The sequence below is a fragment of the Hydrophilobacter chitinilyticus genome (assembly GCF_049860745.1).
Lineage (GTDB): Bacteria > Pseudomonadota > Gammaproteobacteria > Burkholderiales > Burkholderiaceae_C > Rhodoferax_B.
On record NZ_CP187561.1, the window covers coordinates 4,690,959 to 4,714,229 of the forward strand.

The 23,271-nt window shown below is 63.9% G+C and carries 25 protein-coding genes; 15 read left to right on the forward strand and 10 right to left on the reverse strand.

Annotation, left to right across the window (positions count from 1 at the left end):
- Positions 1-29: 29 nt before the first annotated feature.
- Genes ACPWMG_RS20795 through ACPWMG_RS20805 form a run of 3 tightly spaced genes read left to right on the forward strand, consistent with a single transcriptional unit; the run spans position 30 to position 2,969 of the window.
- The gene (locus ACPWMG_RS20795) at positions 30-1,649 is read left to right on the forward strand and encodes an FAD-dependent oxidoreductase (protein ID WP_483301417.1); all 1,620 of its coding nucleotides are present in this window, start codon (positions 30-32) and stop codon (positions 1,647-1,649) included.
- Positions 1,646-1,975, forward strand: coding sequence for a 4Fe-4S binding protein (locus ACPWMG_RS20800; protein WP_483301418.1), 330 nt, complete (start codon positions 1,646-1,648; stop codon positions 1,973-1,975). The genes ACPWMG_RS20795 and ACPWMG_RS20800 overlap by 4 nt, the downstream gene beginning before the upstream one ends.
- 4 nt (positions 1,976-1,979) lie before the next feature.
- Positions 1,980-2,969, forward strand: coding sequence for an ABC transporter substrate-binding protein (locus ACPWMG_RS20805; protein ID WP_483301419.1), 990 nt, complete (start codon positions 1,980-1,982; stop codon positions 2,967-2,969).
- 223 nt (positions 2,970-3,192) lie between these two features.
- Here the strand turns inward: ACPWMG_RS20805 and ACPWMG_RS20810 are convergent, their stop codons facing one another.
- Positions 3,193-4,143, reverse strand: coding sequence for a DMT family transporter (locus tag ACPWMG_RS20810; protein ID WP_483301420.1), 951 nt, complete (start codon positions 4,141-4,143; stop codon positions 3,193-3,195).
- A gap of 128 nt (positions 4,144-4,271) precedes the next feature.
- On the opposite strand from ACPWMG_RS20810, the gene ACPWMG_RS20815 reads away from it, so the two are divergent.
- The gene (locus ACPWMG_RS20815; protein WP_483301421.1) at positions 4,272-5,087 is read left to right on the forward strand and encodes an AraC family ligand binding domain-containing protein; all 816 of its coding nucleotides are present in this window, start codon (positions 4,272-4,274) and stop codon (positions 5,085-5,087) included.
- Between the two features lie 12 nt (positions 5,088-5,099).
- On the opposite strand, the gene ACPWMG_RS20820 is transcribed toward ACPWMG_RS20815, so the two are convergent.
- From ACPWMG_RS20820 to ACPWMG_RS20860, 9 genes are all read right to left on the reverse strand, one after another.
- Positions 5,100-6,548, reverse strand: coding sequence for an NAD(P)(+) transhydrogenase (Re/Si-specific) subunit beta (locus ACPWMG_RS20820; protein WP_483301422.1), 1,449 nt, complete (start codon positions 6,546-6,548; stop codon positions 5,100-5,102).
- An 85-nt stretch (positions 6,549-6,633) separates the two neighbouring features.
- Positions 6,634-6,960 (reverse strand): NAD(P) transhydrogenase subunit alpha part 2, encoded by a 327-nt coding sequence (locus ACPWMG_RS20825; RefSeq protein ID WP_422830335.1) that lies wholly within the window; start codon positions 6,958-6,960, stop codon positions 6,634-6,636.
- A gap of 14 nt (positions 6,961-6,974) precedes the next feature.
- Entirely contained in the window at positions 6,975-8,105 is a 1,131-nt protein-coding gene (locus ACPWMG_RS20830; protein WP_483301423.1) for a Re/Si-specific NAD(P)(+) transhydrogenase subunit alpha, read from the reverse strand.
- Positions 8,106-8,166: 61 nt separating this feature from the next.
- Positions 8,167-9,201: an L-idonate 5-dehydrogenase gene (locus ACPWMG_RS20835; RefSeq protein WP_483301424.1), complete on the reverse strand. Its 1,035-nt coding sequence runs from the start codon at positions 9,199-9,201 to the stop codon at positions 8,167-8,169.
- A 13-nt stretch (positions 9,202-9,214) separates the two neighbouring features.
- Positions 9,215-9,988 (reverse strand): glucose 1-dehydrogenase, encoded by a 774-nt coding sequence (locus ACPWMG_RS20840; RefSeq protein ID WP_483301425.1) that lies wholly within the window; start codon positions 9,986-9,988, stop codon positions 9,215-9,217.
- Positions 9,985-10,578, reverse strand: coding sequence for a gluconokinase (locus ACPWMG_RS20845; protein ID WP_483301426.1), 594 nt, complete (start codon positions 10,576-10,578; stop codon positions 9,985-9,987). The genes ACPWMG_RS20840 and ACPWMG_RS20845 overlap by 4 nt, the downstream gene beginning before the upstream one ends.
- A 1-nt stretch (position 10,579) precedes the next feature.
- Positions 10,580-11,581, reverse strand: coding sequence for a 2-hydroxyacid dehydrogenase (locus tag ACPWMG_RS20850; protein WP_483301427.1), 1,002 nt, complete (start codon positions 11,579-11,581; stop codon positions 10,580-10,582).
- Between the two features lie 30 nt (positions 11,582-11,611).
- A complete protein-coding gene (locus tag ACPWMG_RS20855) occupies positions 11,612-12,283 on the reverse strand; it encodes an RraA family protein (RefSeq protein WP_483301428.1) in 672 nt (223 codons plus the stop codon).
- Positions 12,284-12,318: 35 nt separating this feature from the next.
- Complete coding sequence (locus tag ACPWMG_RS20860; protein ID WP_483301429.1) at positions 12,319-13,527, reverse strand: aspartate transaminase; 1,209 nt, start codon at positions 13,525-13,527, stop codon at positions 12,319-12,321.
- Positions 13,528-13,769: 242 nt separating this feature from the next.
- Here ACPWMG_RS20860 and nac point away from each other — a divergent pair, with 242 nt between their 5' ends.
- The 11 genes from nac to ACPWMG_RS20915 all read left to right on the forward strand — a co-directional run bounded on the left by nac (position 13,770) and on the right by ACPWMG_RS20915 (position 23,244).
- On the forward strand, positions 13,770-14,720 hold the full coding sequence (gene nac / locus ACPWMG_RS20865; protein WP_483301430.1) for a nitrogen assimilation transcriptional regulator NAC: 951 nt from the start codon (positions 13,770-13,772) through the stop codon (positions 14,718-14,720).
- A 296-nt stretch (positions 14,721-15,016) separates the two neighbouring features.
- Positions 15,017-15,487, forward strand: coding sequence for an acetyl-CoA carboxylase biotin carboxyl carrier protein (gene accB, locus ACPWMG_RS20870; RefSeq protein WP_483301431.1), 471 nt, complete (start codon positions 15,017-15,019; stop codon positions 15,485-15,487).
- 5 nt (positions 15,488-15,492) lie between these two features.
- Positions 15,493-16,872, forward strand: coding sequence for an acetyl-CoA carboxylase biotin carboxylase subunit (gene accC / locus ACPWMG_RS20875; RefSeq protein WP_483301432.1), 1,380 nt, complete (start codon positions 15,493-15,495; stop codon positions 16,870-16,872).
- Complete coding sequence (gene pxpB, locus ACPWMG_RS20880; RefSeq protein ID WP_483301433.1) at positions 16,865-17,548, forward strand: 5-oxoprolinase subunit PxpB; 684 nt, start codon at positions 16,865-16,867, stop codon at positions 17,546-17,548. Before accC ends, pxpB begins: the two co-directional genes overlap by 8 nt.
- Positions 17,549-17,803: 255 nt before the next feature.
- A complete protein-coding gene (locus tag ACPWMG_RS20885; RefSeq protein ID WP_483301434.1) occupies positions 17,804-18,784 on the forward strand; it encodes a 5-oxoprolinase subunit C family protein in 981 nt (326 codons plus the stop codon).
- 2 nt (positions 18,785-18,786) lie between these two features.
- Positions 18,787-19,191, forward strand: a complete 405-nt coding sequence (locus ACPWMG_RS20890; protein ID WP_483301435.1) for an acetyl-CoA carboxylase — start codon at positions 18,787-18,789, stop codon at positions 19,189-19,191.
- Between the two features lie 25 nt (positions 19,192-19,216).
- Entirely contained in the window at positions 19,217-19,990 is a 774-nt protein-coding gene (locus tag ACPWMG_RS20895; protein ID WP_483301436.1) for a LamB/YcsF family protein, read from the forward strand.
- A gap of 226 nt (positions 19,991-20,216) precedes the next feature.
- Positions 20,217-20,969 (forward strand): SDR family oxidoreductase, encoded by a 753-nt coding sequence (locus ACPWMG_RS20900; RefSeq protein ID WP_483301437.1) that lies wholly within the window; start codon positions 20,217-20,219, stop codon positions 20,967-20,969.
- A 45-nt stretch (positions 20,970-21,014) separates the two neighbouring features.
- Positions 21,015-21,716 carry an amino acid ABC transporter permease gene (locus ACPWMG_RS20905; protein WP_483301438.1) on the forward strand — a complete coding sequence of 234 codons (702 nt, stop codon included), beginning with the start codon at positions 21,015-21,017 and terminating at the stop codon, positions 21,714-21,716.
- Between the two features lie 11 nt (positions 21,717-21,727).
- Entirely contained in the window at positions 21,728-22,477 is a 750-nt protein-coding gene (locus ACPWMG_RS20910; protein WP_483301439.1) for an amino acid ABC transporter permease, read from the forward strand.
- Between the two features lie 32 nt (positions 22,478-22,509).
- Positions 22,510-23,244, forward strand: coding sequence for an amino acid ABC transporter ATP-binding protein (locus ACPWMG_RS20915; RefSeq protein ID WP_483301440.1), 735 nt, complete (start codon positions 22,510-22,512; stop codon positions 23,242-23,244).
- Positions 23,245-23,271: the final 27 nt, after the last annotated feature.

Below are 23,271 nucleotides of genomic sequence, written 5' to 3' on the forward strand. Positions count from 1 at the left end.
AACTCTCACGAACACAAGGTAGAAAAAACATGGGCGCTAGAGAATTTGCGGGCGATGCCCTGACCGGTGGCGATGGCAGCCAGCGGTACGAGGTCGATGTGCTGGTCATCGGTGGTGGCCCCGCCGGCTGTTGGGCGGCCATCAGTGCTGCGGCCCAGGGTGCGCGCGTGCTGCTGGCCGACAAGGGCTTTTGTGGCACCTCTGGCGCCACCGCGCCATCGGGCACCGGGCTGTGGCACGTGTCACCCGATGGTGACGCCCGCGTCACCGCCAAAGCCAGCCGCCTGGCGAAGGGCGGCCACCTGGCCGAAAACGCCTGGATGGATCGCGTGCTCGCGCAAACCTGGGACAACGTGGAGCGCCTGAAAGACTGGGGCTACCCCTTCCCCAGCGACGACGAAGGCAAGCTGCGCTGCACCTCGCTGCAAGGCCCCGAATACATGCGGCTGATGCGCAAGCAGGTGAAATCATCTGGCGCACGCATCCTCGACCACAGCCCGGCACTCGAACTACTGGTCGATGCACAAGGCACGGTCGCCGGCGCCACCGGCGTGAACCGGCAGACCGGCGACACCTGGGTGGTGCGTGCGGGCGCCGTGGTCATCGCCACGGGGGGTTGCGCCTTCCTGAGCAAAGCCCTCGGCTGCAATGTGTTGACCGGCGACGGCCAATTGATGGCCGCAGAGGTGGGCGCGGCGCTCTCAGGCATGGAGTTCTCCAACGCCTACGGCCTGGGCCCGGCGTTTTCGTCGGTGACCAAATCACTGTTCTACAACTGGGCGACCTTTTACGACGGCCAAGGCCAGGCGATTGAAGGCGCGGGTTCTTCGCGCGGGCGCAGTGTGATTGCGCACAACCTGCAAACACAACCGGTCTACGCGTGTATCGACCGCGCCGACCCACAAATTCGCGCGTGGATGCGCACGGCGCAACCCAACTTCTTCGTCTCGTTCGACCGCCAAGGCATAGACCCATTCACGCAGCACTTCCCCGTGACCTTGCGCCTGGAAGGCACGGTGCGCGGCACGGGCGGACTCAACATCGTCGACGAGACCTGCGCCACATCGGTCGCAGGCCTTTACGCGGCGGGCGACGCCGCCACACGCGAGTTGATCTGCGGCGGCTTTACCGGCGGGGGCAGCCACAACGCGGCCTGGGCGCTGTCGTCTGGCTTCTGGGCCGGTGCGGGCGCTGCGGCGTTTGGCAAAGACCAGCGCGCCCATACCGCACGTGTTTTGCAACGCGCGGGCGGCGTGGCATTGTCCACCCAAGGTGCCACGGCCTACGACAGCCGGGCCGTGGTGAGCGCGGTGCAGGCAGAAGTCTTTCCCTATGAACGCAACTGGTTCCGCGAAGGCGACGCCTTGCACGCATCGCTGGGCCGGCTTGACGACCTGTGGCACCGCCTGCGCCAAAGCGCACCGGCCACCAGCGCCGCCGAAGCGGTGCGCGCCCGCGAGGCCGCCGCCATGTTGGCCACCGCGCGCTGGATGTACCGCAGCGCGTTGCAACGCACAGAAACCCGTGGCATGCACCGCCGCCGCGAGCATGAAGTGCTGGACCCCGGCCAACGCCACCGCTTGCTCAGCGGCGGGCTGGACGAGGTCTGGGTCAATACACAAACCGTGCGCGAAGAGGTCGCCGCATGATCGAACTCATCAGCCCCGAACGCTGCACCGCTTGCAATATTTGCGTGAGCGCCTGCCCCACCAACGTATTTGACGTCGTGGCCGACGGCCCGCCACGCATCGCCCGCCAAGACGACTGCCAGACCTGCTTCATGTGCGAACTGTATTGCCCTGAAGACGCTTTATATGTGGCGCCCATTGCCGACCGCCGCGCCACGGCCGAAGAGCGCGAGCCAGCCACACAAGCCCTGATGGGCAGCTACCGCCATGCCATTGGCTGGGGCCGTGGCCGCCAGTCGACGGCGGCGGCTGACGCCAGTTTTGAACTTCTTAAACGTGCGCATTGATGCTATGAAACTCTCACGATCTATCACCTCTTCCTCGCGCCGCCGCTTGCTGCTGACCGCCGCCGGTGCAACTGTGGCCAGCACGCTGCCCGGCTTCTCCATTGCCCAAACGGCCGACAGCAGCGTGCTGCGCCTAGGCTACATCGGCCCCGGCAAAAAGCCTGCGGCCGCCACGGGCTGGGCTTTGCAAAAGGGCCACCTGCTGCGCGAACTGGCGCCGCTGGGCATCAAGGACGTGGTGACGCGCAACTTCCCCAACGGCCCCGATCTGAACGAAGCCTTCTTCGCCGGTGCGCTGGACGCGGGCATCTACGGTGACACCCCGGCCATCGTGGCACGTGCGCGCGGCCTGGAGACGCAACTCATCGGTTTCGACTCGGTAGGTTTGAACGTGTGGCTGCTGACGCCACGCAACGGCGTGCGCAGCGTGAAGGAGCTTGACGGCCAGTCCATCGGCGTGGCGCGCGGCTCTTACATGCACCGTTATGTGCTCGGCTTGCTGAAGGAGAACGGCCTGCAGAAATCGGTGAAGGTGATTCACATGTTTCCGCGCGATGGTGAAGCCGCGCTCGACAAGGGCGCCATCGCCGCCTTTGCGGCGCAGATCGACACCGGCCCCCTGCTGGCTTCGCGTGGCTACCCGGTCATCGACCAAGCCGAGCAACACCCCAACCTGCGCGGCACGTCGGTGATCGTGGCGTCCGACAAACTGCTGGCTGCACGCCCCGGCCTGGCCGCCGCATGGACGCGCGCCCGGCGCGCGGCCCTGGCCGACATTCGCCGCGACAGCGAGGCCTACTACGCCTTCCACGCCGAGGTCAGCGGCTTCCCGGTAGAGGTGGTGAAAATTTCGCACCCCTTGTCGCACTTCCCCGAGGTGGCCTATCCGCCCGAAGGCGTGGCGCTGCTGGGGGAAGTGAAGAGTTTCCTGTTGGGCGAAAAACTCATCGAGCGCGACTTTGCGCTCGATGGTTGGCGCGTGAACGACGCCTGAACATCGTCGGCTTTGCATGTGCCCGGAGCCACGCCGTGGCGTATAACCAAACACGATTTGCTTCTTTGGCCGATGCGGGCTTCAGCGATAAGCTTGGGTTGACGTTGTGGCTTGTGCAGATTCAGCGGCATGGACTCTCATGCACTGCAGGGGCCACGGGTCTATCGGCGATAGTTTGTCTCCTTGCCCTTGCGGGCAATTTCACACCCTGCGTAAGCACAACTTATGCAGGGTGTCTTTTCTTCGTGGTACGTTTGTTCAACCAGCGCAGTTGCAGCAACCAGCTATAGCCGCTGACCAGCAAGATGCCGGCCAACACCAGCCCGCTGCCGATGACGAAGCTTGTCTCCACCGGTTCATGCAGCAAGCCAATGCCAAGCACCACGCCAAACACCGGCGTCGCGAAAGAGAACACGCCCAAGCGTGAGGCCAGGTAGCGGCGCAGCAACCAGAACCATACAAAGAAACTGGCAAACGACACCACAATGGTCTGGAACGCCAGGTGGCCCCATGCCCGTGGCGTGGGCACAAAGTGGCCCTGCCCCAGCAGCAACGCCGTTGGCACCAGCAAGACAAAGGCAGCGACCAGTTGGTACAGCAGCGTCTCGGTCGCCGGTGCGGAAGACAGTTTTGAGCAGCGAATGGTCACCGTGGTGGCGCCCCAGCCCGCACCGCCCAACAAGGCCAACACGTCGCCCAGCAACACATCGCGCCCCATGGCCTCGCCACCCGGGCCACGCCCCAAAAACGCCACCACAATGCCCGCAAACGCAATGCCAATGCCGACCCACTGCAAACCGTGCAAGCGCTCCGCCGGCAATTTCCAATGCAGGCCCAGCGCGGCGAAGATGGGCGCGGTGTAGAGAAACACCACCACGTGTGAAGCGTGGGTCAAACGCAGGGCCTCGGCCACCAGCAGGTACTCGAACGCGAACAGTGCGCCTACTACCAGTCCAGGGCGCCAACGCCCGTCGCGCCACGTCAAGCCCTCGCCGCGCCACCACATCAGCGCGGCCACCAGCAAGGCGGCACCGCCAGACCGCAAGCCCACCATCAAGATCGGGCTCACATCATCCGCCACGGCCTTGAGCGAAATTTGCTGCAGGCTCCAGGTGAGGCACAGCAGCAACATCAGGCCGATGGCGCGGCGGTCTAGAGCAAGTCGGGTATCCATGGGCGAGGGGGCAAGTGCGGTTTTGGTCGAGATCAGCGATTGTCGAATTGGCTTGTTTCAAACAGGTAGAGAATTTCAGACAATCCATGCTGCCATTCCGACAAACGACCCACTGCGCAAATCACCAAATGCCCCGCCGACAACCAAGCCCCGCCAACAGCCTGCTGTCGCCGCCGTACCGCGATGCCTTGCCTGCACCCATCGTCTTCCGTGCGGAAAAGATGGCGGCACACGCGAGCTATCCCGTGCACCGCCATGCCTGGGGCGAGTTCGTTTACTCTTTCAGTGGGGTGATGGAGGTGAAGCTTGCCGAAGAGCACTACGTGGCGCCGCCACAGTTCGGCATCTGGCTGCCGCCGCAGGTCGAGCACCGTGGGCTGAACCGCCAGGAGTCGTTGTTCAGTTCTTTGTACGTGACGGCCAACCTTTGCACCGCCCTGCCGCAAAACACCTGCGTGTTGACCGTGAGCCCCCTCACTCGCGCGCTGCTGGAGAATTTGCGCCTGCAGCCGCCCGGCCTGCCGCAGCGTCCTGAAGACCAACGCTTGCTCCAGGTGCTGGTCGATCAACTCACGCAAGCGCGCAGCGTGGGCAGCTACTTGCCGCGTTCGCAAGATGCAGTGCTGCAGAAGGTGTTAGAAGCCCTCGACGAGCAGCCGGGTGATGAACGCTCGCTGGCACAGCTCGCAGCCGCCTTCCACACCACCGAACGCACCCTCAGCCGTCGCTGCCAGAGCGATCTGGGCATGTCTTTTGCCGAATGGCGGCAGCGTTTGCGTGTGGTCAAAGCACTGCCCCTGCTGGAGTCGGGCGCCAAGGTGGAAAGCGTGGCGCTGGATTTGGGTTACGCCAGCGCCTCGGCTTTTATTGCGATGTTCCGGCGGATGACCGGTGTGACGCCGGATGAGCACCGCCGCGCGGGCGGGTTTGTCGACGTGCGATAACCCCCTCCGCCACTACGCCTCGATGGCCTTCCCCATATCCTCCACGACCTTCTTAGCGTCCCCAAAGACCATCATGGTTTTGTCCATGTAGAACAGCTCGTTGTCCAGGCCCGCATAGCCCGCCGCCATGCTGCGTTTGTTGACGATCACGGTCTTGGCGCGGTAGGCCTCGAGGATGGGCATGCCGTAGATCGCACTGCCCTTGGTGTGCGCCGCCGGGTTGACCACGTCGTTGGCCCCCAGGATGATGGCCACATCGGCCTGGCCAAACTCGCCGTTGATGTCCTCCATCTCGAACACCTGGTCGTAGGGCACCTCGGCCTCGGCCAGCAGCACGTTCATGTGGCCCGGCATGCGCCCGGCCACCGGGTGGATGGCGTATTTGACGGTGATGCCGCGCTCGGTCAGCTTGGCCGCCAGTTCCTTCACCGCATGCTGCGCGCGCGCCACCGCCAGGCCGTAGCCAGGCACGATGACCACGGTCTCGGCGTTCGCCAGCACAAAGGCGGCGTCGTCGGCACTGCCGCTTTTCACCGGGCGTTGCACGGCGGCCGCGCCGGATGCGGCCGTCGCATCGCCCCCAAACCCACCCCCAATCACGTTGAAGAACGAGCGGTTCATGGCCTTGCACATGATGTAGCTGAGGATGGCGCCAGAGCTGCCCACCAGGCTGCCGGCAATGATCAGCATGCTGTTGTTCAGGCTGAAGCCGATGCCGGCCGCCGCCCAACCCGAGTAGCTGTTGAGCATGGACACCACCACGGGCATGTCGGCGCCACCGATGGGGATGATGAGCAAGACACCCAGCGCAAAACCCAGGGCGATGACCAGGCAGACGTCCATCCAGCTTTGGCTGTGCCAGAAACCGAAGATGAAGAAAGCCGCCGCCAGGCCGAGCACGAGATTCAGTTTGTGCTGGCCGGGGAAGCTGACCGGTGTGCCCTGGAACAGGCGGAACTTGTATTTGCCGCTGAGCTTGCCGAAGGCGATGACCGAGCCGCTGAAGGTCACGGCACCGATGAAGGCCCCCAAGGCGAGTTCGATGCGGTTGCCGCCGGGGATGGCTTCACCCTTGGCGGCAATCGCAAACGCCCAGGGTTCGGCCACGGCGGCCACGGCGGCCACGGCGATGAACACCGCCGCCAGGCCGATCATGCTGTGCATGAAGGCGACGAGTTCAGGCATCTTGGTCATCTCGACCCGTTTGGCCATGAGGGCGCCGGCCGTGCCACCGACCAGCAGGGCCACGACCACGTAGACCAGGCCTTCCACCGGGTTGCGCTGCAAGGCGGTGGCATGGGTGTAAATCAGGCCGACCGTGGTCAGCGTGGCGATCGCCATGCCGCTCATGCCGAAGAGGTTGCCACGGATGGAGGTCGTGGGGTGGCTCAAGCCTTTCAAGGCTTGGATGAAACACACGCTGGCGATCAAGTACAGCAAAGTCACCAAGTTCATGGACATTATTGGTTCTCCCCCAGGCTTGCCACTGCGTGTGCTTCACGCACCCCCAACAGGGGGCCCGCGCCTTCGGACGGCCGTGCGGCGCTCATGGCTTGGCTCCTTGTTCTGCGGCAGGTGCTTTTTTCTCTTTCTTCTTGAACATCTCCAGCATGCGGCGCGTCACCAGAAAGCCGCCAAAGACGTTGACCGCCGCCAGCGCCACGGCCAGCACACCCATGGTCTTGCCAAGCGTGGTTTCCGTGAGCGCAGCGGCCAGCATGGCGCCGACGATGACGATGGCCGAGATGGCGTTGGTCACGGCCATCAGCGGGGTGTGCAGCGCGGGGGTCACCGTCCAGACCACGTGGTAGCCCACGTAGATGGCGAGCACAAAGATGATCAGGTTGATCAGGGTGGGGGAAACAGCGTCCATGGTTTTTTATCCTTTTATTTGCGCTTGACTTCGCCGCCGTGCGTCATCAGGCAGGCGGCGACGATGTCGTCGTTCAAGTCCTGGTGCAGCGTGCCTTCCTTGGTGACGATGAGCTTGAGGAAGTCGAGGACGTTGCGTGCGTACAGGGCCGAGGCGTCGGCGGCGACCAGGGCCGGCAGGTTGGTGTCGCCAATCAGGGTGACGCCGTGCACGACGACCGTTTGGTCGGCCACGGTGAGCGGGCAGTTGCCGCCGGTTCCGTTCGCCCCCTTGCCAGCGGCCAGGTCAACAAGAACGGAACCGGGTTTCATCGCCTTGACCATGTCTTCGCTCACCAGCTCCGGGGCCGCTCTTCCGGGGATGAGTGCGGTGGTGATCACCACGTCGGCTTGCGCCACGCGTTTGGCCACTTCGATCTTTTGCCGCGCCAGCCAGCTCGGCGGCATGGGTTTGGCGTAACCGCCCACACCTTCGGCGGCTTCTTTCTCTTCCGGCGTTTCGTAGGGCACGTCGATGAACTTGGCGCCCAAGGATTCCACCTGCTCCTTGACGCTGGGGCGCACGTCGCTGGCTTCGATCACCGCGCCCAGGCGTTTGGCGGTGGCAATCGCCTGCAAACCCGCCACACCGACGCCGAGGATGACGACGCGGGCGGCCTTGACCGTGCCAGCCGCCGTCATCAGCATGGGGAAAAAGCGTTGGTAGGCGTTGGCCGCCAGCACCACGGCTTTGTAGCCGGCGATGTTGGCCTGGCTGGAGAGCACGTCCATGCTTTGCGCGCGCGTGGTGCGCGGGGCGGCTTCCAGGGCGTAGCCGGTGACGCCGGCAGCGGCGAGGCGTTGCAGGCCCTCGGCATCGAAGGGGTTGAGCATGCCGACGATGGTGGTGCCAGGTTTGAGGAGCGGGAGTTCAGCAGCCGTGGGGGCGCGAACCTTGAGCACCAGGTCGCAGCCAAAGGCGCCTGCGGCATCGGTGATCTCCACGCCCACCGCCTGGTACACGTCGTCCGGCGCACTCGCGGCCACGCCAGCCCCGCTTTGCAGCCGCAGGGTATGGCCCTGGGCTTTGAGTTTCTTCGCCGTCTCGGGCGTCAGCGCCACCCGCGTCTCCCCCGCCACCGTCTCCACTGGCACGCCTATCAGCATGGTGTCTCCTTGGAAGTTTCAGAACCTGCGGCGAACGGGGCCGCCTAGCTGTCAACAAACATCAATCAAAGTTCAACAAAACCTTCATGGCTTGTGAACGGTCGGCTGCCAGCGCAAAGGCGCGGGCGGAGTCGCGGTACGACAGCGTGGCCGAGATCAGCGGCTTCACGTCGATCAAACCCTTGTTCAAGAAATTAACCGCCATGGCGAACTCTTCGTGGAAGCGGAAGGCACCGCGCAGGTCGAACTCTTTGGCTACGATCATGTTGATGGGCAAGCTCATGTCGCCCCCCAGGCCCACTTGCAAAATGATGCCGCGTGGGCGCAGCGCGTCGAGTGCGCCACGCAGTGCACGCTCGTTGCCACTGGCTTCAAACAACACGTCGAAGCTGCCTTTGTCGGCCGTGAAGCGCTTCAGGCCATCGGGTTCTTCAGCCACATTGACCACTTCGTCAGCGCCCACCTTCAACGCCTTGCCCAGCGTGTGCTGGCTCACGTCGGTGGCCACAATGTGCGCGGCACCGGCGCGACGCGCAGCGATGATCAGCAACGCGCCGATGGGCCCGCAGCCGGTGACCAGCACCTTCTTGCCCACCAGCGGCCCCGCGCGGCGCACCGCGTGCAGCGCCACGGACAGCGGCTCGGCCATGGCACCTTCACCGTCGCTCACGTTGTCGGTGAGTTTGTGCGCTTGGTGGGTTTCGACCACGATCTCCTGGCGGAAAGCGCCTTGCACATGCGGGTTGCGCATGGCACTGCCGTAGTAGCGCATGTCCAGGCAATGGTTTTGCAAACCCTCTTGGCAGTAGCGGCACATACCGCAAGGCCGGCTGGGGCTGACTGCAATGCGTTCACCCGCTGCGAAGCCCACCACGTCTTCACCCACGGCGTCAATGACACCGGCCACCTCGTGGCCCAGCACCATCGGCTCCTGGATGCGCACGGTGCCAAAGCCGCCATGCTGGTAGTAGTGCAGATCCGAGCCGCAAATGCCGCCACAGCGCACACGCACACGCAACTGGCCGGGGCCCAACTCGGCCGTCGGAAAGGTTTCGACGCGCAGGTCGCCGGGGGCGTGAATGACTAAAGCTTCCATGGGTCTGTTCCTTTCAGAGCGTGGCGGTCACGCCACCATCGACGTACAAGATGTGGCCGTTGACGAAGTTGGAGGCATCGCTGCTCAAGAACACGGCAGCGCCCGCCAGGTCTTCCACATCGCCCCAGCGGCGCGACGGCGTGCGGTTCACCAGCCATTGCGTGAACTCGGTGTTTTTCACCAGCGCATCGGTCAGCTCGGTCTTGAAGTACCCCGGGCCCAGGCCGTTGACCTGGATGCCGTGTTGGCCCCAGTCAATCGCCATGCCCTTGGTCAACATCTTCACGGCCCCCTTGCTGGCGGTGTAGGGGGCGATGCCGGGGCGTCCCAGTTCGCTTTGCACCGAGCAGATGTTGACGATCTTGCCGCGCCCGCGCGGGATCATGTGACGCGCCACGGCTTGACCCACGAGGAACACGCTGTCCACGTTGGTCTTCATGAGCTCGTGCCACTGCGCTTCTTCAAACTGATCTAGCGGGCCACGGCGTTGCATGCCGGCGTTGTTCACCAGGATGTCGATGGGGGCGATATCGCTCTCGATATGCGCCACGGCCTTGGCCACGGCTGCGCCATCGGTCACATCAAAAGCGGCGGTGTGCACGGTGGCACCTTCGGCGCGCAACGTGGCGGCGGCAGCTTCCAGCTTTTCGCTGCTGCGCGCGTTGAGCACGATCGCGGCGCCAGCTTGTGCCAGACCACGCGCCAACGCAAAACCAATGCCTGCGCTAGAACCGGTGATGAGCGCGGTGCGCCCGGTGAGGTCGAATTTTTGAAGGAATGTATTCACGGCAAGGCCAACTCTTTGAAAGTGAAAACCAGAGGACTACCCTCTGGTGCGGTGGACTGCAGCCAGTGCGCAACGGCTCTGGTCTGGTCGGACAGCGCTAGCAGCGCCGAGATCCGAAAAACATCGGGCTCGCCTACGGGCGGCTCCAGCGTCAGAAACTGGCTGACGACCAGCTTGGGGTGAAAGAAGTGGCCCTTGCGCGCGCCCAGGCGGCGCGTGGCCTCGGGCAGATCCAACTGCGGAAAAACAATGCGCAAGCCGGGCACCGCCGCGCGCAGGCGATCGCGGTAGCTTCTCTTCAAGGCAGAACAGGTGAGCACCGCAGGGCCAGTAGAAGCCGCCAATCGCGCGCCCAGCAGGTCGAGCCATGGCCAGCGGTCGGCATCTTCCAGCGCAATGCCGCGCCGCATCTTGTCGACGTTGGCGGCCGGGTGGTAATCATCACCTTCGATCAACTGGCCGCCGAGTCCCTGCGCCAATTGTGCGGCCAGGGTCGATTTACCACAGCCCGAAACGCCCATCACCAGCAAACGACAGGCGGCCTCCATCGCGGGAGCCGGAGCCCCCGTGGCATTCATCAGCGCGGCCATGTCAGCCCCGCGTTTGTGATTTGACGGTGTTGACCGGCGTGAGCGGCACACCGGCTTGCGGGCCGAAGCCCAGCGAGGCGATCAGGTTGTCGATGGCCAGGGCCGCCATGGCGCGCCGCGTGCGCACCGAGGCACTGCCGATGTGCGCCGTGAGCACCGTGTTGGGTGCGGTCAGCAAATCGGGGTGCACCTTGGGTTCGCCTTCAAACACATCCAGGCCCGCTGCCGCAATGGTGCCCGCGCGCAGCGCAGTGGCTAGCGCCGCGTCGTCCACGATGCCGCCGCGCGCGATGTTGGTCAGGGTGGCGGTGGGTTTCATCTGTCGCAACTCAGCCGCGCCAATGGCGTGGTGCGACGACGGCGAATACGGCAGCACCAAGACCAGGTGGTCGGCCTCCTTCAGCAGTGTGGCCTTGTCCACATACTGCGCGCCCGACTCGGCTTCTTGCGCCGCATCCAGCTTTGATCGGTTGTGGTAGACCACACGCATGCCGAAGCCGAGCGCACCGCGCCGCGCAATGCCACGGCCAATGCGGCCCATGCCCAAAATGCCGAGGGTCGCGCCCTGGATGTCGCCGCCCACAAAGTGGTCGTGGATGCCGGTTTTGGTCCAGTCGCCTGAGCGCACGAAGCGGTCGGACTCTGCAATGCGGCGCGCGGTCGCCATCATCAATGCAAAGCCGTAGTCGGCCGTGGTTTCGGTCAACACGTCGGGCGTGTTGGTCACCACCACACCGCGTGCCGTACAGGCCGCGACGTCGATGTTGTTGTAGCCCACGCCCACGTTGCACACGGCTTTGAGGTCGGGGCAGGCGTCGAGCAGATCAGCATCGATACGTTCGCTGCCGGTGCTCATCACGCCAGCCTTGCCTTGCAGCCGAGCCATCAACTCGGCCGGGCTCCAGATGGTGTCGCTGGGATTGTCGGTGACATCAAAGTGTGCGCGCAGGCGGTCGGCAATGTCGGGGAAAGTGGCGCGGGTGGCCAGTACGGAAGGTCGCATAAGTCAGGGGCAGGAATGAGGTCGGACGGATCAGTTGTTGCAACGCGCTTCGAGTGCGTCGATGAAGCTGCGGTCCCAACGGCCTTCGCGCATGGCTTCTATGGTTTTTTCTTCGGCCACCAGGACGGCCCGAGCCTTCTCGATCAGGCGCTCTGCGTCTTCGGGCACGATTGCCAGCAAACCGTCTTGGTCGCCGACCACGATGTCGCCAGGGTTGACCACCATGCCGCCGACGCTGATCGGCACGTTGATTTCGCCAGGGCCATCTTTGTAGGGACCTCGGTGCGTCACACCGCGTGCATAGACAGGGAAGTCGCGGTCGCGAATCTCTGCAACGTCGCGGATGGCGCCATCGATGACGATGCCCGACAGCCCGATCTTGGCCGCATAGAACGACAGGATGCCGCCGACGACGGCGTTGTTCAGGTCGCCTTGCGCGTCGACCACCAGCACATCGCCGGGGCGGCAGAACTCCAGCGCGCGCAGATAGGTCAGGTTGTCGCCGCCGCGTGAACGTGCGGTCACGGCCGTGCCGGCCATGGTTTGTTTGCCCGGGCGGTGGTAAGGGTGCAGACCCGAGGTGCCAATGTTGCGGTGCATGTTGTCGCTGAGAGCGGCCACAGGCAGGTCGCGCAGGGCGTCCAGAACCTTGGCGGCGACTTGCGGGGCAGAGGCGTTTTTACGCAGAGCTTTGTATTCCATGGGTGTGCTTTCGTGTCTCGTTTTGATAGAAATAATCAGCGCAGTGCCGCAGCCGCACGGCCGATGCGCAGGCAGCCTTCTTCGATGACGGCGATGCTGGTAGCAATCGACATGCGGAAATACGGCGCCACGCCGTACGAAGAACCAGGGATCATGGCCACGCCCTCGGCATCCAGCAGGTACAGCGCAACGTCCACATCGCTTTCCAGCACCTTGCCGGCCGGTGTAGTGCGGCCGATGAGGCCACTGCAGTTGACGAACAAGTAGAAGGCGCCGCCCGGCGTGCGGCAGCTCAGGCCAGGAATGGCGTTGATCAACTCCAGCGCGCGGTCGCGGCGTTGGCGGTACACCGCCACAAAGTCTTTCAGGAAACTGTGGTCGCCCTGCAGCGCGGCCAGCGCAGCGGCCTGGCTGATGGTGCAGGCGTTGCTGGTCGATTGCGACTGCAGCGTTTCCATGGCGCCAATCAGGTCGCTGGGGCCGGCCGCGTAGCCGATGCGCCAGCCGGTCATGGCGTAGGTTTTCGACACACCGTTGATCACCACCGTGCGGTCGCGCAGTTGTGGCTCGATGGCGACAATGTGCGGCAACACTTCACCGTCGAAGCGAATGTGTTCATAGATGTCGTCGGTCATCAGCAAGATTTGCGGATGGCGCAACAGCACGTCAGCCAGGGCGCGCAGGTCGGCCGCGCTGTAGGCCGCGCCGGTGGGGTTGGTGGGCGAGTTCAGCAACAGCCAGCGGGTCTTGGGCGTGATGGCGGCTTCAAGTGCAGCAGCCGTCAGGCGAAAGCCATCGTCTTCGCGGCAGACCACCTCAACGGGCGTGCCATCGCAGGCCAACGTCATGTCGGGGTACGACACCCAGTACGGCGCCGGAATGATCACTTCGTCGCCCGGCTCCAGCGTGGCCGACAAGGCGTTGAAGATGGCGTGTTTGGCGCCGCAGGTCACCACCACATCGCTGGGTTTGTATTGCAGGCCGTTTTCGCGCAGCAGCTTGTCGCAGATGGCTTGGCGCAGCGCGGGCGTGCCGGCCGACATGGTGTAGCGCGTTTCGCCGCGCGCAATGGCTGCGCAGGCCGCATCGCGGATGTGCGCCGGGGTGTCGAAATCGGGTTCGCCCACCACCAGGTTGACGATGTCGCGGCCTTGGCGGCGGAGTTCGCTGGCGCGGTCGGCGGCGGCACTGCTGGGGGATGGCTTGATGCGGCGCACGCGCGCGGCGATTCTGGAACGGGACACGGCATTTCCTTCGGGCTGTGAAATCGGCAAAGCCACGGCATTGATGGGTGCGCATGGCTGTGGTGATAGGCCCGAACGTTACGCGTTGTCGTTTTGGAAAGCCAAGACAAGATCGCTCTGGAGATATAGGAAGAGCTTATGACGCGTTTTACGCCTCTGTCAGCGGGCCTCTTGCATGGGGTTAGCCCCCTGCCCGCTCCCATAAGCAAATGTTAGGCTCGCCTTTTGCTTGCATCTCGCGTATGAACCTGCGCCGCCTCAAATATTTCGTCAAAATCGTAGACATCGGCAGCTTGACGCAAGCTGCCCAAGTGTTGTTCATCGCGCAGCCAGCCCTGAGCCAGCAACTCGCCACACTCGAAGCCGAAGTCGGCCAACAGTTGCTGGTACGCACCCAACGCGGCGTCACCCCCACCGAAGCCGGCAAGGCGCTGTACCGCCATGCCCAAATAATCCTGCGCCAATGCGACCAGGCCATGAGCGACATGGCCGCTGCGGGCCTAGGATTGTCGGGCCAGGTGTCGGTGGGCGTGGCCCCGGGCACCGCAGCCGCCACGCTGGCGCTGCCCCTTTTGCGCCGCGTGCGTGCGCGCCACCCCGGCATCTTGCTGTACCTGAACGAAAACTACGGCACCACGCTAAGTGAACTCATCATGAACGGGCGCATGGACTTGGCCGTGCTGTATGGCGACAAGGCCATCCACGGCCTCAAGTTCCTGCCGCTGGTGAAGGAAGAGTTGTACCTGGTAGGGCCCGCCACCGAACCCCAACCCGGTGAGAACATTCGCCTTGAAGCCCTGGCCGATGTGCAGTTGCTGCTGCCGCGCCCCTACAACATCGTGCGCAAGCTGGTCAACGAAGCCTTCATGCGCGCCGGCATGACGCCGCGTGTGGTGGCCGAAGTCGAATCGGCCATCACGCTCACGGCGGCGATTGCCGATGGCCTGGGCTCGACGATTCTGCCGGCCTCGATTGCGCGCAGCTTTGTGGCGTCGGGCATGGCGTGGCAAAGTAAGATTGTTGAACCCGTGATCGAAGCGCCGCTGGCGTTGTGCCAGTCGGACCACCTGCCGCTGTCTGAGCCCGCACAAGCCGTGCGCGAGATCCTGCTCGAACTGGTGAACGATCTGCTGGTGGATGCGGCCCCGGGCGCCATCACAGAGAAAACCAACACTCTTACCTCCGTCGCCTAGGGCGATGTTGAACAAGTCACCTCGGATGCCCGCGCCCTGGTGAGGGAGGGACTGCTAGGCGCAAACCACAGCCATAGCAGCAGCTATGGCGAGGATTTGCAACGCCGCAGGCTGCCCTCACCAGGGATGCGGGCGCCGAGAGGGATTTGTTCAGCATTGCCCCAACCCATAAGGCGCTCTTATCCCGGCAAAGCCAAACGGTCTTGGCGTCGCGGGCCATCTCTCGGTAACTTAGAGGCATTGAACACGCTGAACCACAGCGTGTGAACGCCGCCCGCGAGGGCAGGAAACCCGAGATGAATCTACAGGAAATCAAGACCTTGATCGACGCCATGGCCGCGTCGGATCTCAGTGAAATGGCGCTGACGCGCGACGGCATCCAGCTCCGGCTGGTACGGAAAAAAGGAGGGTCGACAGGAGCAGCCACGCAGGCCGCCCCTTCAACGCCTACCAGCCAGCCGCCGTCAAAGCCCGTGGCCACAACCACGCCGCGCCAGGTCGCAGCCTCCGTCGCCACACCCGTAGCGCCCGCCGCCAACGAGATCACCACGCCCTTGTATGGTGTGGTGCACTGGCGCCCTTCCCCCGACGCGCCGCCCTTCGTGGCCGCTGGCCAATCGATCCAAGCCGGGCAAGTGGTGTGTGTGGTGGAAGCCATGAAGGTGTTCAACGAAATCCGCGCTGAAAACGATGCCACCGTGCAGGCCTTGCTGGTCGAGTCGGGGCAGGAAGTGGAAGCGGGTCAACCATTGCTGCGATTGGCCTGAGCACCATGTTTGATACTGTGCTCATCGCCAATCGCGGCGAAATCGCCCTTCGCATTCAGCGCGCCTGCCGCAGCCTGGGGCTACGCACCGTGGCCGTCTACTCTGAAGCCGACCGCGACGCGGCCTACGTGGCGCAGGCCGACCAGGCTCTGTGTATTGGCCCCGCGTCTCCGGCCCAAAGCTACTTGAACCAGGCCGCGATTTTGTACGCGGCCAAGGTCAGCGGCGCGCAGGCCATCCATCCTGGTTATGGCTTTTTGTCTGAGAACGCCGGTTTTGCCGCGCGGGTAGAAGAAGCTGGCCTGGTGTTCATCGGCCCGCCGTCTGAGTGCATTCGCACCATGGGCGACAAGGTGGCCGCCAAAAGCGCGATGCGCGCGGCCGGGGTGCCCTGCGTGCCCGGGCCCGATGGCTCGCTGCCCGACGACAACGCCGCCATTTTGCAGATCGCGCGCGACATCGGTTTCCCGGTGATGGTGAAAGCCGCCGGCGGTGGTGGCGGGCGCGGCATGCGCATCGTGCAGACCGAGGGCGAGTTACTGGACGCCATGGCCCTGACCCGCGAAGAAGCGCGCCGCGCCTTTGGCAACCCCGAGGTCTACATCGAGAAGTTTCTCGGCCACCCGCGCCACGTGGAGATCCAGGTGCTGTGCGACCGCTACGGCCACGCCTTGTGGTTAGGCAGCCGCGATTGTTCGCTGCAACGCCGCCACCAAAAGGTACTGGAAGAAGCGCCCGCCCCGGGCATCGACCCGATGCTTTTGGCCGCCGTGGGTGCACGTTGTGCCGAAGCCTGCCGCCAGATTGGCTACTGCGGCGTGGGCACGTTTGAGTTCTTGTTTGAAGACGGCGAGTTCTTCTTCATCGAGATGAACACGCGGCTGCAGGTGGAACACACGGTGACCGAGATGACCACCGGCATCGACATCGTGCAGCAGCAAATCCGCATGGCGCGCGGCGAACACCTGGCGTTGACGCAAGACCAGGTGGCCTGCTTTGGCCACGCGCTGGAGTGCCGCATCAACGCCGAGAACCCCGAAACCTTTGCACCCGCGCCGGGCCGCATCAGCACCTGGCAGCCCCCAGGCGGCTTTGGGGTGCGGGTCGACTCGCACGTCACCGCAGGCTACCGCGTGCCGCCCTACTACGACTCGATGATCGCCAAGCTCATCGTGCATGGCAGCTCGCGCGCCGATGCACTGGCACGCATGCGCCTGGCGCTGGCCGAAATGCACATTGGCGGCATAGCCACCAACCTGCCGCTGCACCGCGACATCATTGAAGACACCGGCTTTCAGCAAGGCGGTGTGGACATTCACCACCTTGAACGCTGGCTGCAGCAACGCAGCGCAGAGCGCGCAGTCTCTAAAGGCGCCCATGCATAACGCCAACACCACCCAACCCAACGTGACGCTGCTGGGCACCACGGCGCTGCTATTTGAGGCGCCGGGTGCCCTGGCACTGGCGCCACAGCAACGCATCTGGGCCATGGCCGGCCAACTGCAGGCCTTGCCCGAAGTGCGCGAAGCCGTGCCCGGCATGAACAACCTGATGCTGACCTTCGCCCAGCCCCCACGCACGCTGGCCGCGCTGCAAGCGTTGCAAAACACCGTGCTGCAAGCCTGGGAAGCTACGGCCCCGCTGCCACTGCAAGGCCGCATCATCGAACTGCCGGTGGTGTATGGCGGCGTGGGTGGCCCACACCTGGCCGACGTGGTGGCGCACACCGGCCTCAGCATCGACGAAGTGGTGGCATTGCACTGCGCACCGCTCTACCCGGTGTATGCGCTGGGCAGCCACCCCGGCTACTGCTATCTGGGCGGCATGGACGAGCGTATCGCGACGCCGCGCCGCGCCGTGCCCATCGTCAACCTGCCGGGCGGCTCGGTCTCCATTGGGGGTGTGCAGACGGGTGTATCGGCCTCGGCCGGCCCCAGCGGCTGGAACACCATTGGCAGCACCAGCATGGACTTCTTCCACCCCGAGCAAGACCCACCGGCCGTATTGCAGCCGGGCGACTGCGTGCGCTTTCGTGTTCAGGACATCGTTAGGGCCTGTTAACACCATGGATACAAGATGCGTTGCTGTTCAAAAGGCCAGAGGCGAGGCGCAAAACGCAGCCGGGGTGAACCCCGGCAAGGCTTTGCAACGCTGCGGCTGGTCTTTTGGACTGCAACCCGGAGGGAACGTGGTTAGAAAACCGCCACTCCGCGTTGCAGGTCTAGGCCAGGCGGACGCCTGGCCGTCACCCCGCGCCTTGATTGGCGCTTTTCTAACCACGTTCGCACTTGCATCCATAGTGTTAACAGGCCCTCAATGATTGAAATTCTTTCCTCCACCGCACTCGCCACCGTGCAAGACGCGGGCCGTCTGGGCAGCTTGCGCTTTGGCGTGGGCACGGCCGGTGCCATGGACCAACTGGCCTTGGCCGTAGGCAACCTGTTGCTAGGCAACCCCACCGGTGCTGCCGCACTCGAAGTGCCGGTCTACCCGTTTCAAGTGCGCTTCACCGAAGACTGCGCCTTCGCTCTCACCGGTGCCGATTGCCAAGCGCGGCTTGACCAGCAAATGCTTGCCCCTTGGTGGGTGCACCAGGCGCGCAAAGGCCAGGTGCTGACGCTGGGCCTGCCGCTGGCGGGCACCGGCAGCCGCGCCTATGTCGCGCTGGCTGGCGGCATTGACGTGCCTGAAGTGCTGGCCTCGCGCAGCACCCAGTTGCGCGGCGCGTTTGGCGGCTTCGATGGCCGCGCTGTACGCCAAGGCGATGTGTTGCGCGCGGCCAAGCCCGGCCTCGCGCCCGCAGTTGATTTTGGTGTGCTGCCACCTATTCTGGCCCTGCCGTTGACACGTGATGGCCTGCCCGCCATGCGTGTGCTGCCCGCCGCCGAATACACCGGCTTCAAAGAAGATTCACGCGCCGCCTTTTGGGCCGGCGAATGGAAGATCACCGCGCAAAGCGACCGCTACGGCTACCGCATGCAAGGCACGCCACTGGTGCCGATCGCGGCGATGGAAATTCGCTCGCATGGCATCGTGCCGGGCGTGATCCAGGTGCCGTCCAGCGGACAACCGATCGTGCAGATGCGCGACGCCCAACCGTCGGGCGGCTACCCGAAATTTGGCACCGTGATCGAGGCCGACCTGTGGCGCCTGGGGCAGGCGGCCATCGGCAGCCGTGTGCGTTTTATAGAAGCCACTTATGAAACCGCCATCGCCGCACTCGACGAAGTGCAAGCCTGGCTGGACGAGGCACGCCGCCTGATTGAACTGCAGCGCTGGGCGCTACAAAGGAGCTGACGATGCAGACCCAAGACATCCGCCAACTGGCCGAATGGCTGGCCGCCACCGACATCGATTTGCTGGAGCTGCGCGGCCCCACCGTGCAGGTGGAAATTCACCGTGAGGGTGCTGCTGTAGAGCAGCCAGCGGCCCCCGCGCCCATGGCCGCCACAACATCCGACCACGTCAGCGTGCGGGCGGGCTCGCTGGGCGTCTTGCTCGACCGCATCCCCGGCCGCAGCACACCACTGTGCCCCCCTGGCAGCACGGTGCAAGCCGGCGACCTGATCGCGCTGATGCAGGTGGGCCTGTTGCTGCTGCCAGTGCGCGCCCCATGCGACGGCTGGACTGGCGACTGGCACGTGCCGCCAGGCTGCACGGTGGGCTACGGCACGCCGCTGGTGGACATCAGCGTTGCGCCCTAGGCCAACGCGTTTTAAGGAGCAAGCAATGGACATCGACTTGAACGCCGACCTGGGCGAGGGCTTTGGCCCTTGGCGCATGGGCGACGACGAAGCACTGCTGAAGATCATCTCATCTGCCAACATCGCCTGTGGTTTTCATGCGGGCGACCCGGTCATCATGGAGCGCACGGTGCGCCTGGCGGCCACGCGTGGGATCGACATCGACATCGGCGCCCACGTGGGCTTTCCCGACCTGGGGGGTTTTGGCCGCCGCCAAATGCAGATCGACACACACGAGTTGGCCAGCATTGTGGTTTACCAGTTGGGAGCCCTGGCTGGCATTGCGCAAGCCTGCGGCCGGCGCATGACCCACATGAGCTTTCATGGTGCATTGGGCAACATGGCAGCGGCCGATGCCGACCTGGCGATGACACTGGTGGAAGCCGTGGCGCGCTTCGATCCGGGCTTGATCATCAGCTCTTCAGCCAGTGTGGCCATTGAAAGCGCAGGCGACCACCACGGCCTGCGTGTGGCCAGCAGTTTCTTGGCCGACCGCGCCTGCGACGACAACGGCTTACTGGTGCCACGCAAGCTGCCGGACTCGGTGATCCACGACAGCGCCAAGGTGCTGGCCCGCGTCACACAATTGCTGGAAGAAGGCACCGTGACCGCCTACAGCGGACGCAAAATACCCATGCGTGCCAGCTCCATCCTGCTGCACGGCGACACGCCCGGCGCCGTGGCGTTGGCGGCCGCTGTGCGGGCCAAGATTGAAGCCGTTGGTGGACGTATCGTCCCCATCTCAAGACAGTCGCCATGAAAGCGACCAGCGCCCTTTTCTCTACAGAAAGTACGGCACCAATTTGGCGCCTGCGTGTCTGGCCGTGCACTGTTGCGGCGCAGCATAAGGGTAGCTTATCGCCTCACAGCCAATCCGTCTTGGCGCGATTGGTGTCGCGCCGATAAAGTGAGTTCATACGAGACACGGCCCACTGCAAAAACCCAGTACCGCCGTCTCCATCGTCCAGAAAAGAAAGAAACCTGACATGCCTTTTTCCGATTACAAAACAGCCCTCGTGACCGGCGCCTCCTCGGGCATCGGCGCGGCCACCGTCGAACGTCTGTGTGCAGAGGGTCTGCAAGTGCACGCCCTGGCGCGCAGCGCAGGCAAGCTCAGCGAACTGGCCGCACGCACCGGCTGCATTCCCCACGCCATCGACGTCAGCGACCTAGCCAGCGTCACACGCCTGACCCAAGAGGTGGCTTTTGACGTGGTGGTGAACAACGCCGGTGTAGACCGCCCCGGCTCCATCTTGAAAGCCGACGAAGAAGGCATCGACCTGCTGATCGACGTGAACCTGCGCGCCGTGCTGCACATCTGCCGCCTCACGTTGCCCGGCATGGTGGCACGCGACCGTGGCCACATCATCAACATCAGCTCGATTGCCGCGGCCTACAACTTCGGTGGCAACAGCACCTACCACGCCACCAAGGCGGCGGTGAGCATGTTGTCGCGCCAGTTGCGCATCGATGCTTACGGCAAGCGTGTGCGCGTCACCGAAATCTGCCCCGGCCGCGTGGCCACCGACATCTTTGCCCACGTGCATGGCGACAGTGCCGAGATCCGCGAACGCTTTGTGGAAGGCTTTGAGTTGCCCCAGGCCGAAGACATTGCCAACGCCATTGCCTTCGCCATTTCGGCACCGATTGCAGTCAACGTGGGCCACATGGAAATCACCCCCACGCTGCAAGTGCCCGGCGGCTTGTCGACCACACGTCCAGAACGCCCACAGGCTTAAAGCCGCGCAGGCACACGACACCCCCACGTCCCTCAGAAGTCACGCATGAAAAACTTCGACCTGATGGCCATCCTGCTGAACGCTGAGTTCGGCGCCATGCTCCTCAAGGGCATACGGATGACGCTGCAAATTGCCGCAGGCTCCTGGCTTTTGGCGATGACCTTGGCCTTGGTGCTGCTGATCGTGCGGCTCATGCCCAGCCGCATCGCTGAACGCGCGGTGGAAGCCTATGTGTCTTACCACCGCAATGTGCCCACGCTGGTGCAATTGATGCTGTGGTACTTCGGCATCTCCAGCCTGTTGCCCAACGATGTGCAAGCCTGGCTGTCCGAGCACAACGGCGAAGCCTTGTTTGCCATCATCGCGCTCGGCCTGTGCCAAGCGGCCTACTTCAGTGAAGACCTGCGCTCGGGCCTGCGCTCCATTCCCGATGGGCAAACCGAAGCCGCCCGCGCCTTGGGCCACAGCTACATCAGTTCCATGCGTTATGTGATCTTGCCGCAAGCGGTGCGCAACGCCGTGCCGGCCTTGGTGAACCACAGCGTCTCGCTGTTCAAGAACAGCAGCCTGGCCATGGCGATTGGCGTGGCCGAGTTGACCCACGCCGTGAAGGAGATTGAGAGCCAAAGCTTCCGCACCTTCGAGGCTTATTTGGTGGCCACCTTGGTGTACCTGGGCTTCTCGTTGCTGATCATGGCCGCCGGGGCGTGGCTCTCCAAGCGCTACAGCATTGCTGGCGCACGATAGGCGAAGTTGTCATGATCGATCTCTACAACATTCTTCGCGACAACTGGCTGCTGCTGTTGGTAGGCCAGTACCCCAACGGGCCCATGGGCGGCATCGTCTGCACGCTGGTGCTGTCGGTGCTGGGCATTGCGCTGGCCTTCCCGCTCAGCGTGCTGATCGCACTGGCACGCTTGTCGCCCTGGCGCATCTTGCGCTGGCCTACCACGGCCCTGGTGTATGTGGTGCGCGGTGTGCCGCTGCTGATGGTCATCTTGTGGGTGTACTTTCTGGTGCCGCTGCTGATTGGCCGCAACGTATCCGGCTTTACCACCATGCTGTGCACGCTGGTGATCTACGAAGGCGCTTATCTCTCAGAAGTGGTACGTGCAGGCATTCAAGCCCTGCCACGCGGCCAACTGGAAGCGGCGCGCGCTTTGGGCCACAGCTACCTGGGGGCCATGTGGGCGGTGATCTTGCCGCAGGCGCTCTACAACATGCTGCCCAGCTTGCTGAGCCAGTTTGTCTCGGCAGTGAAAGAAACCACGCTGGGCTATGTGATCAACGTGCAGGAGCTGACCTTCGCGGCCAACCAGATCAACAACCAGTTGCTGACCAAGCCGTTCCATGTGTTCTTCATTCTGGCGGTGACGTACTACGTGGTGTGCTACAGCCTCACGCAGTTGGCCAAGTGGCTGGAGCGGCGTGTGATGCGCAAGCGCCAAGGGCAACTTGGCACTCCCCCTAGCACTTTGCCTGCTACAGCCACACCAGCTGAAACCTGACCACACCATTTCACGCATCCTGAGAGTTCCCCATGATCTGCTTCAACGAAATCAACAAATGGTATGGCAGCTATCACGCCTTGATCGACATCAATGCCGAGGTCAAAAAAGGCGAAGTGGTGGTGGTGTGCGGGCCTTCGGGCTCGGGTAAGTCCACGCTCATCCGCACGGTGAACCGGCTGGAAGAAGTGAAGTCGGGCCAACTGCTGTTTGACGGCAACGACATCCACGCGCCCATGACCAGCATGGCGCTGAACCGCCTGCGCAGCCGCATCGGCTTTGTGTTCCAGAGCTTCAACCTATTTCCACACCTGTCGGTGCTGGAGAACATCATGATGTCGCCGATGCGTGTGCGCGGCGTGAATCGGACGGACGCCAAAACCAAGGCCCAGCAACTGCTGGAACGTGTGGGCCTGGCCAGCAAAGCCGGTGCCTACCCGGCGCAGCTCTCCGGTGGCCAGCAGCAACGCGTGGCGATTGCGCGCGCCCTGGCCATGGAGCCGCCCGCGATGTTGTTCGACGAGCCCACCAGCGCACTCGACCCCGAAATGGTGGGCGAGGTGTTGCAGGTGATGCGGGGCCTGGCCAACGACGGCATGACCATGATGTGTGTCACCCACGAGATGAACTTCGCCCGCGAAGTGGCCGACCAGATCTGGTTCATGGACGCGGGCCGCATCCTGGAGACGGCCACACCGCAAGAGTTCTTCAGCAACCCACAGCATCCCCGAGCGAAACGTTTTCTGTCCGACCTGCGGGCGCATTGAGTCCCCAACCCAGCGCCCTTCCCCAAC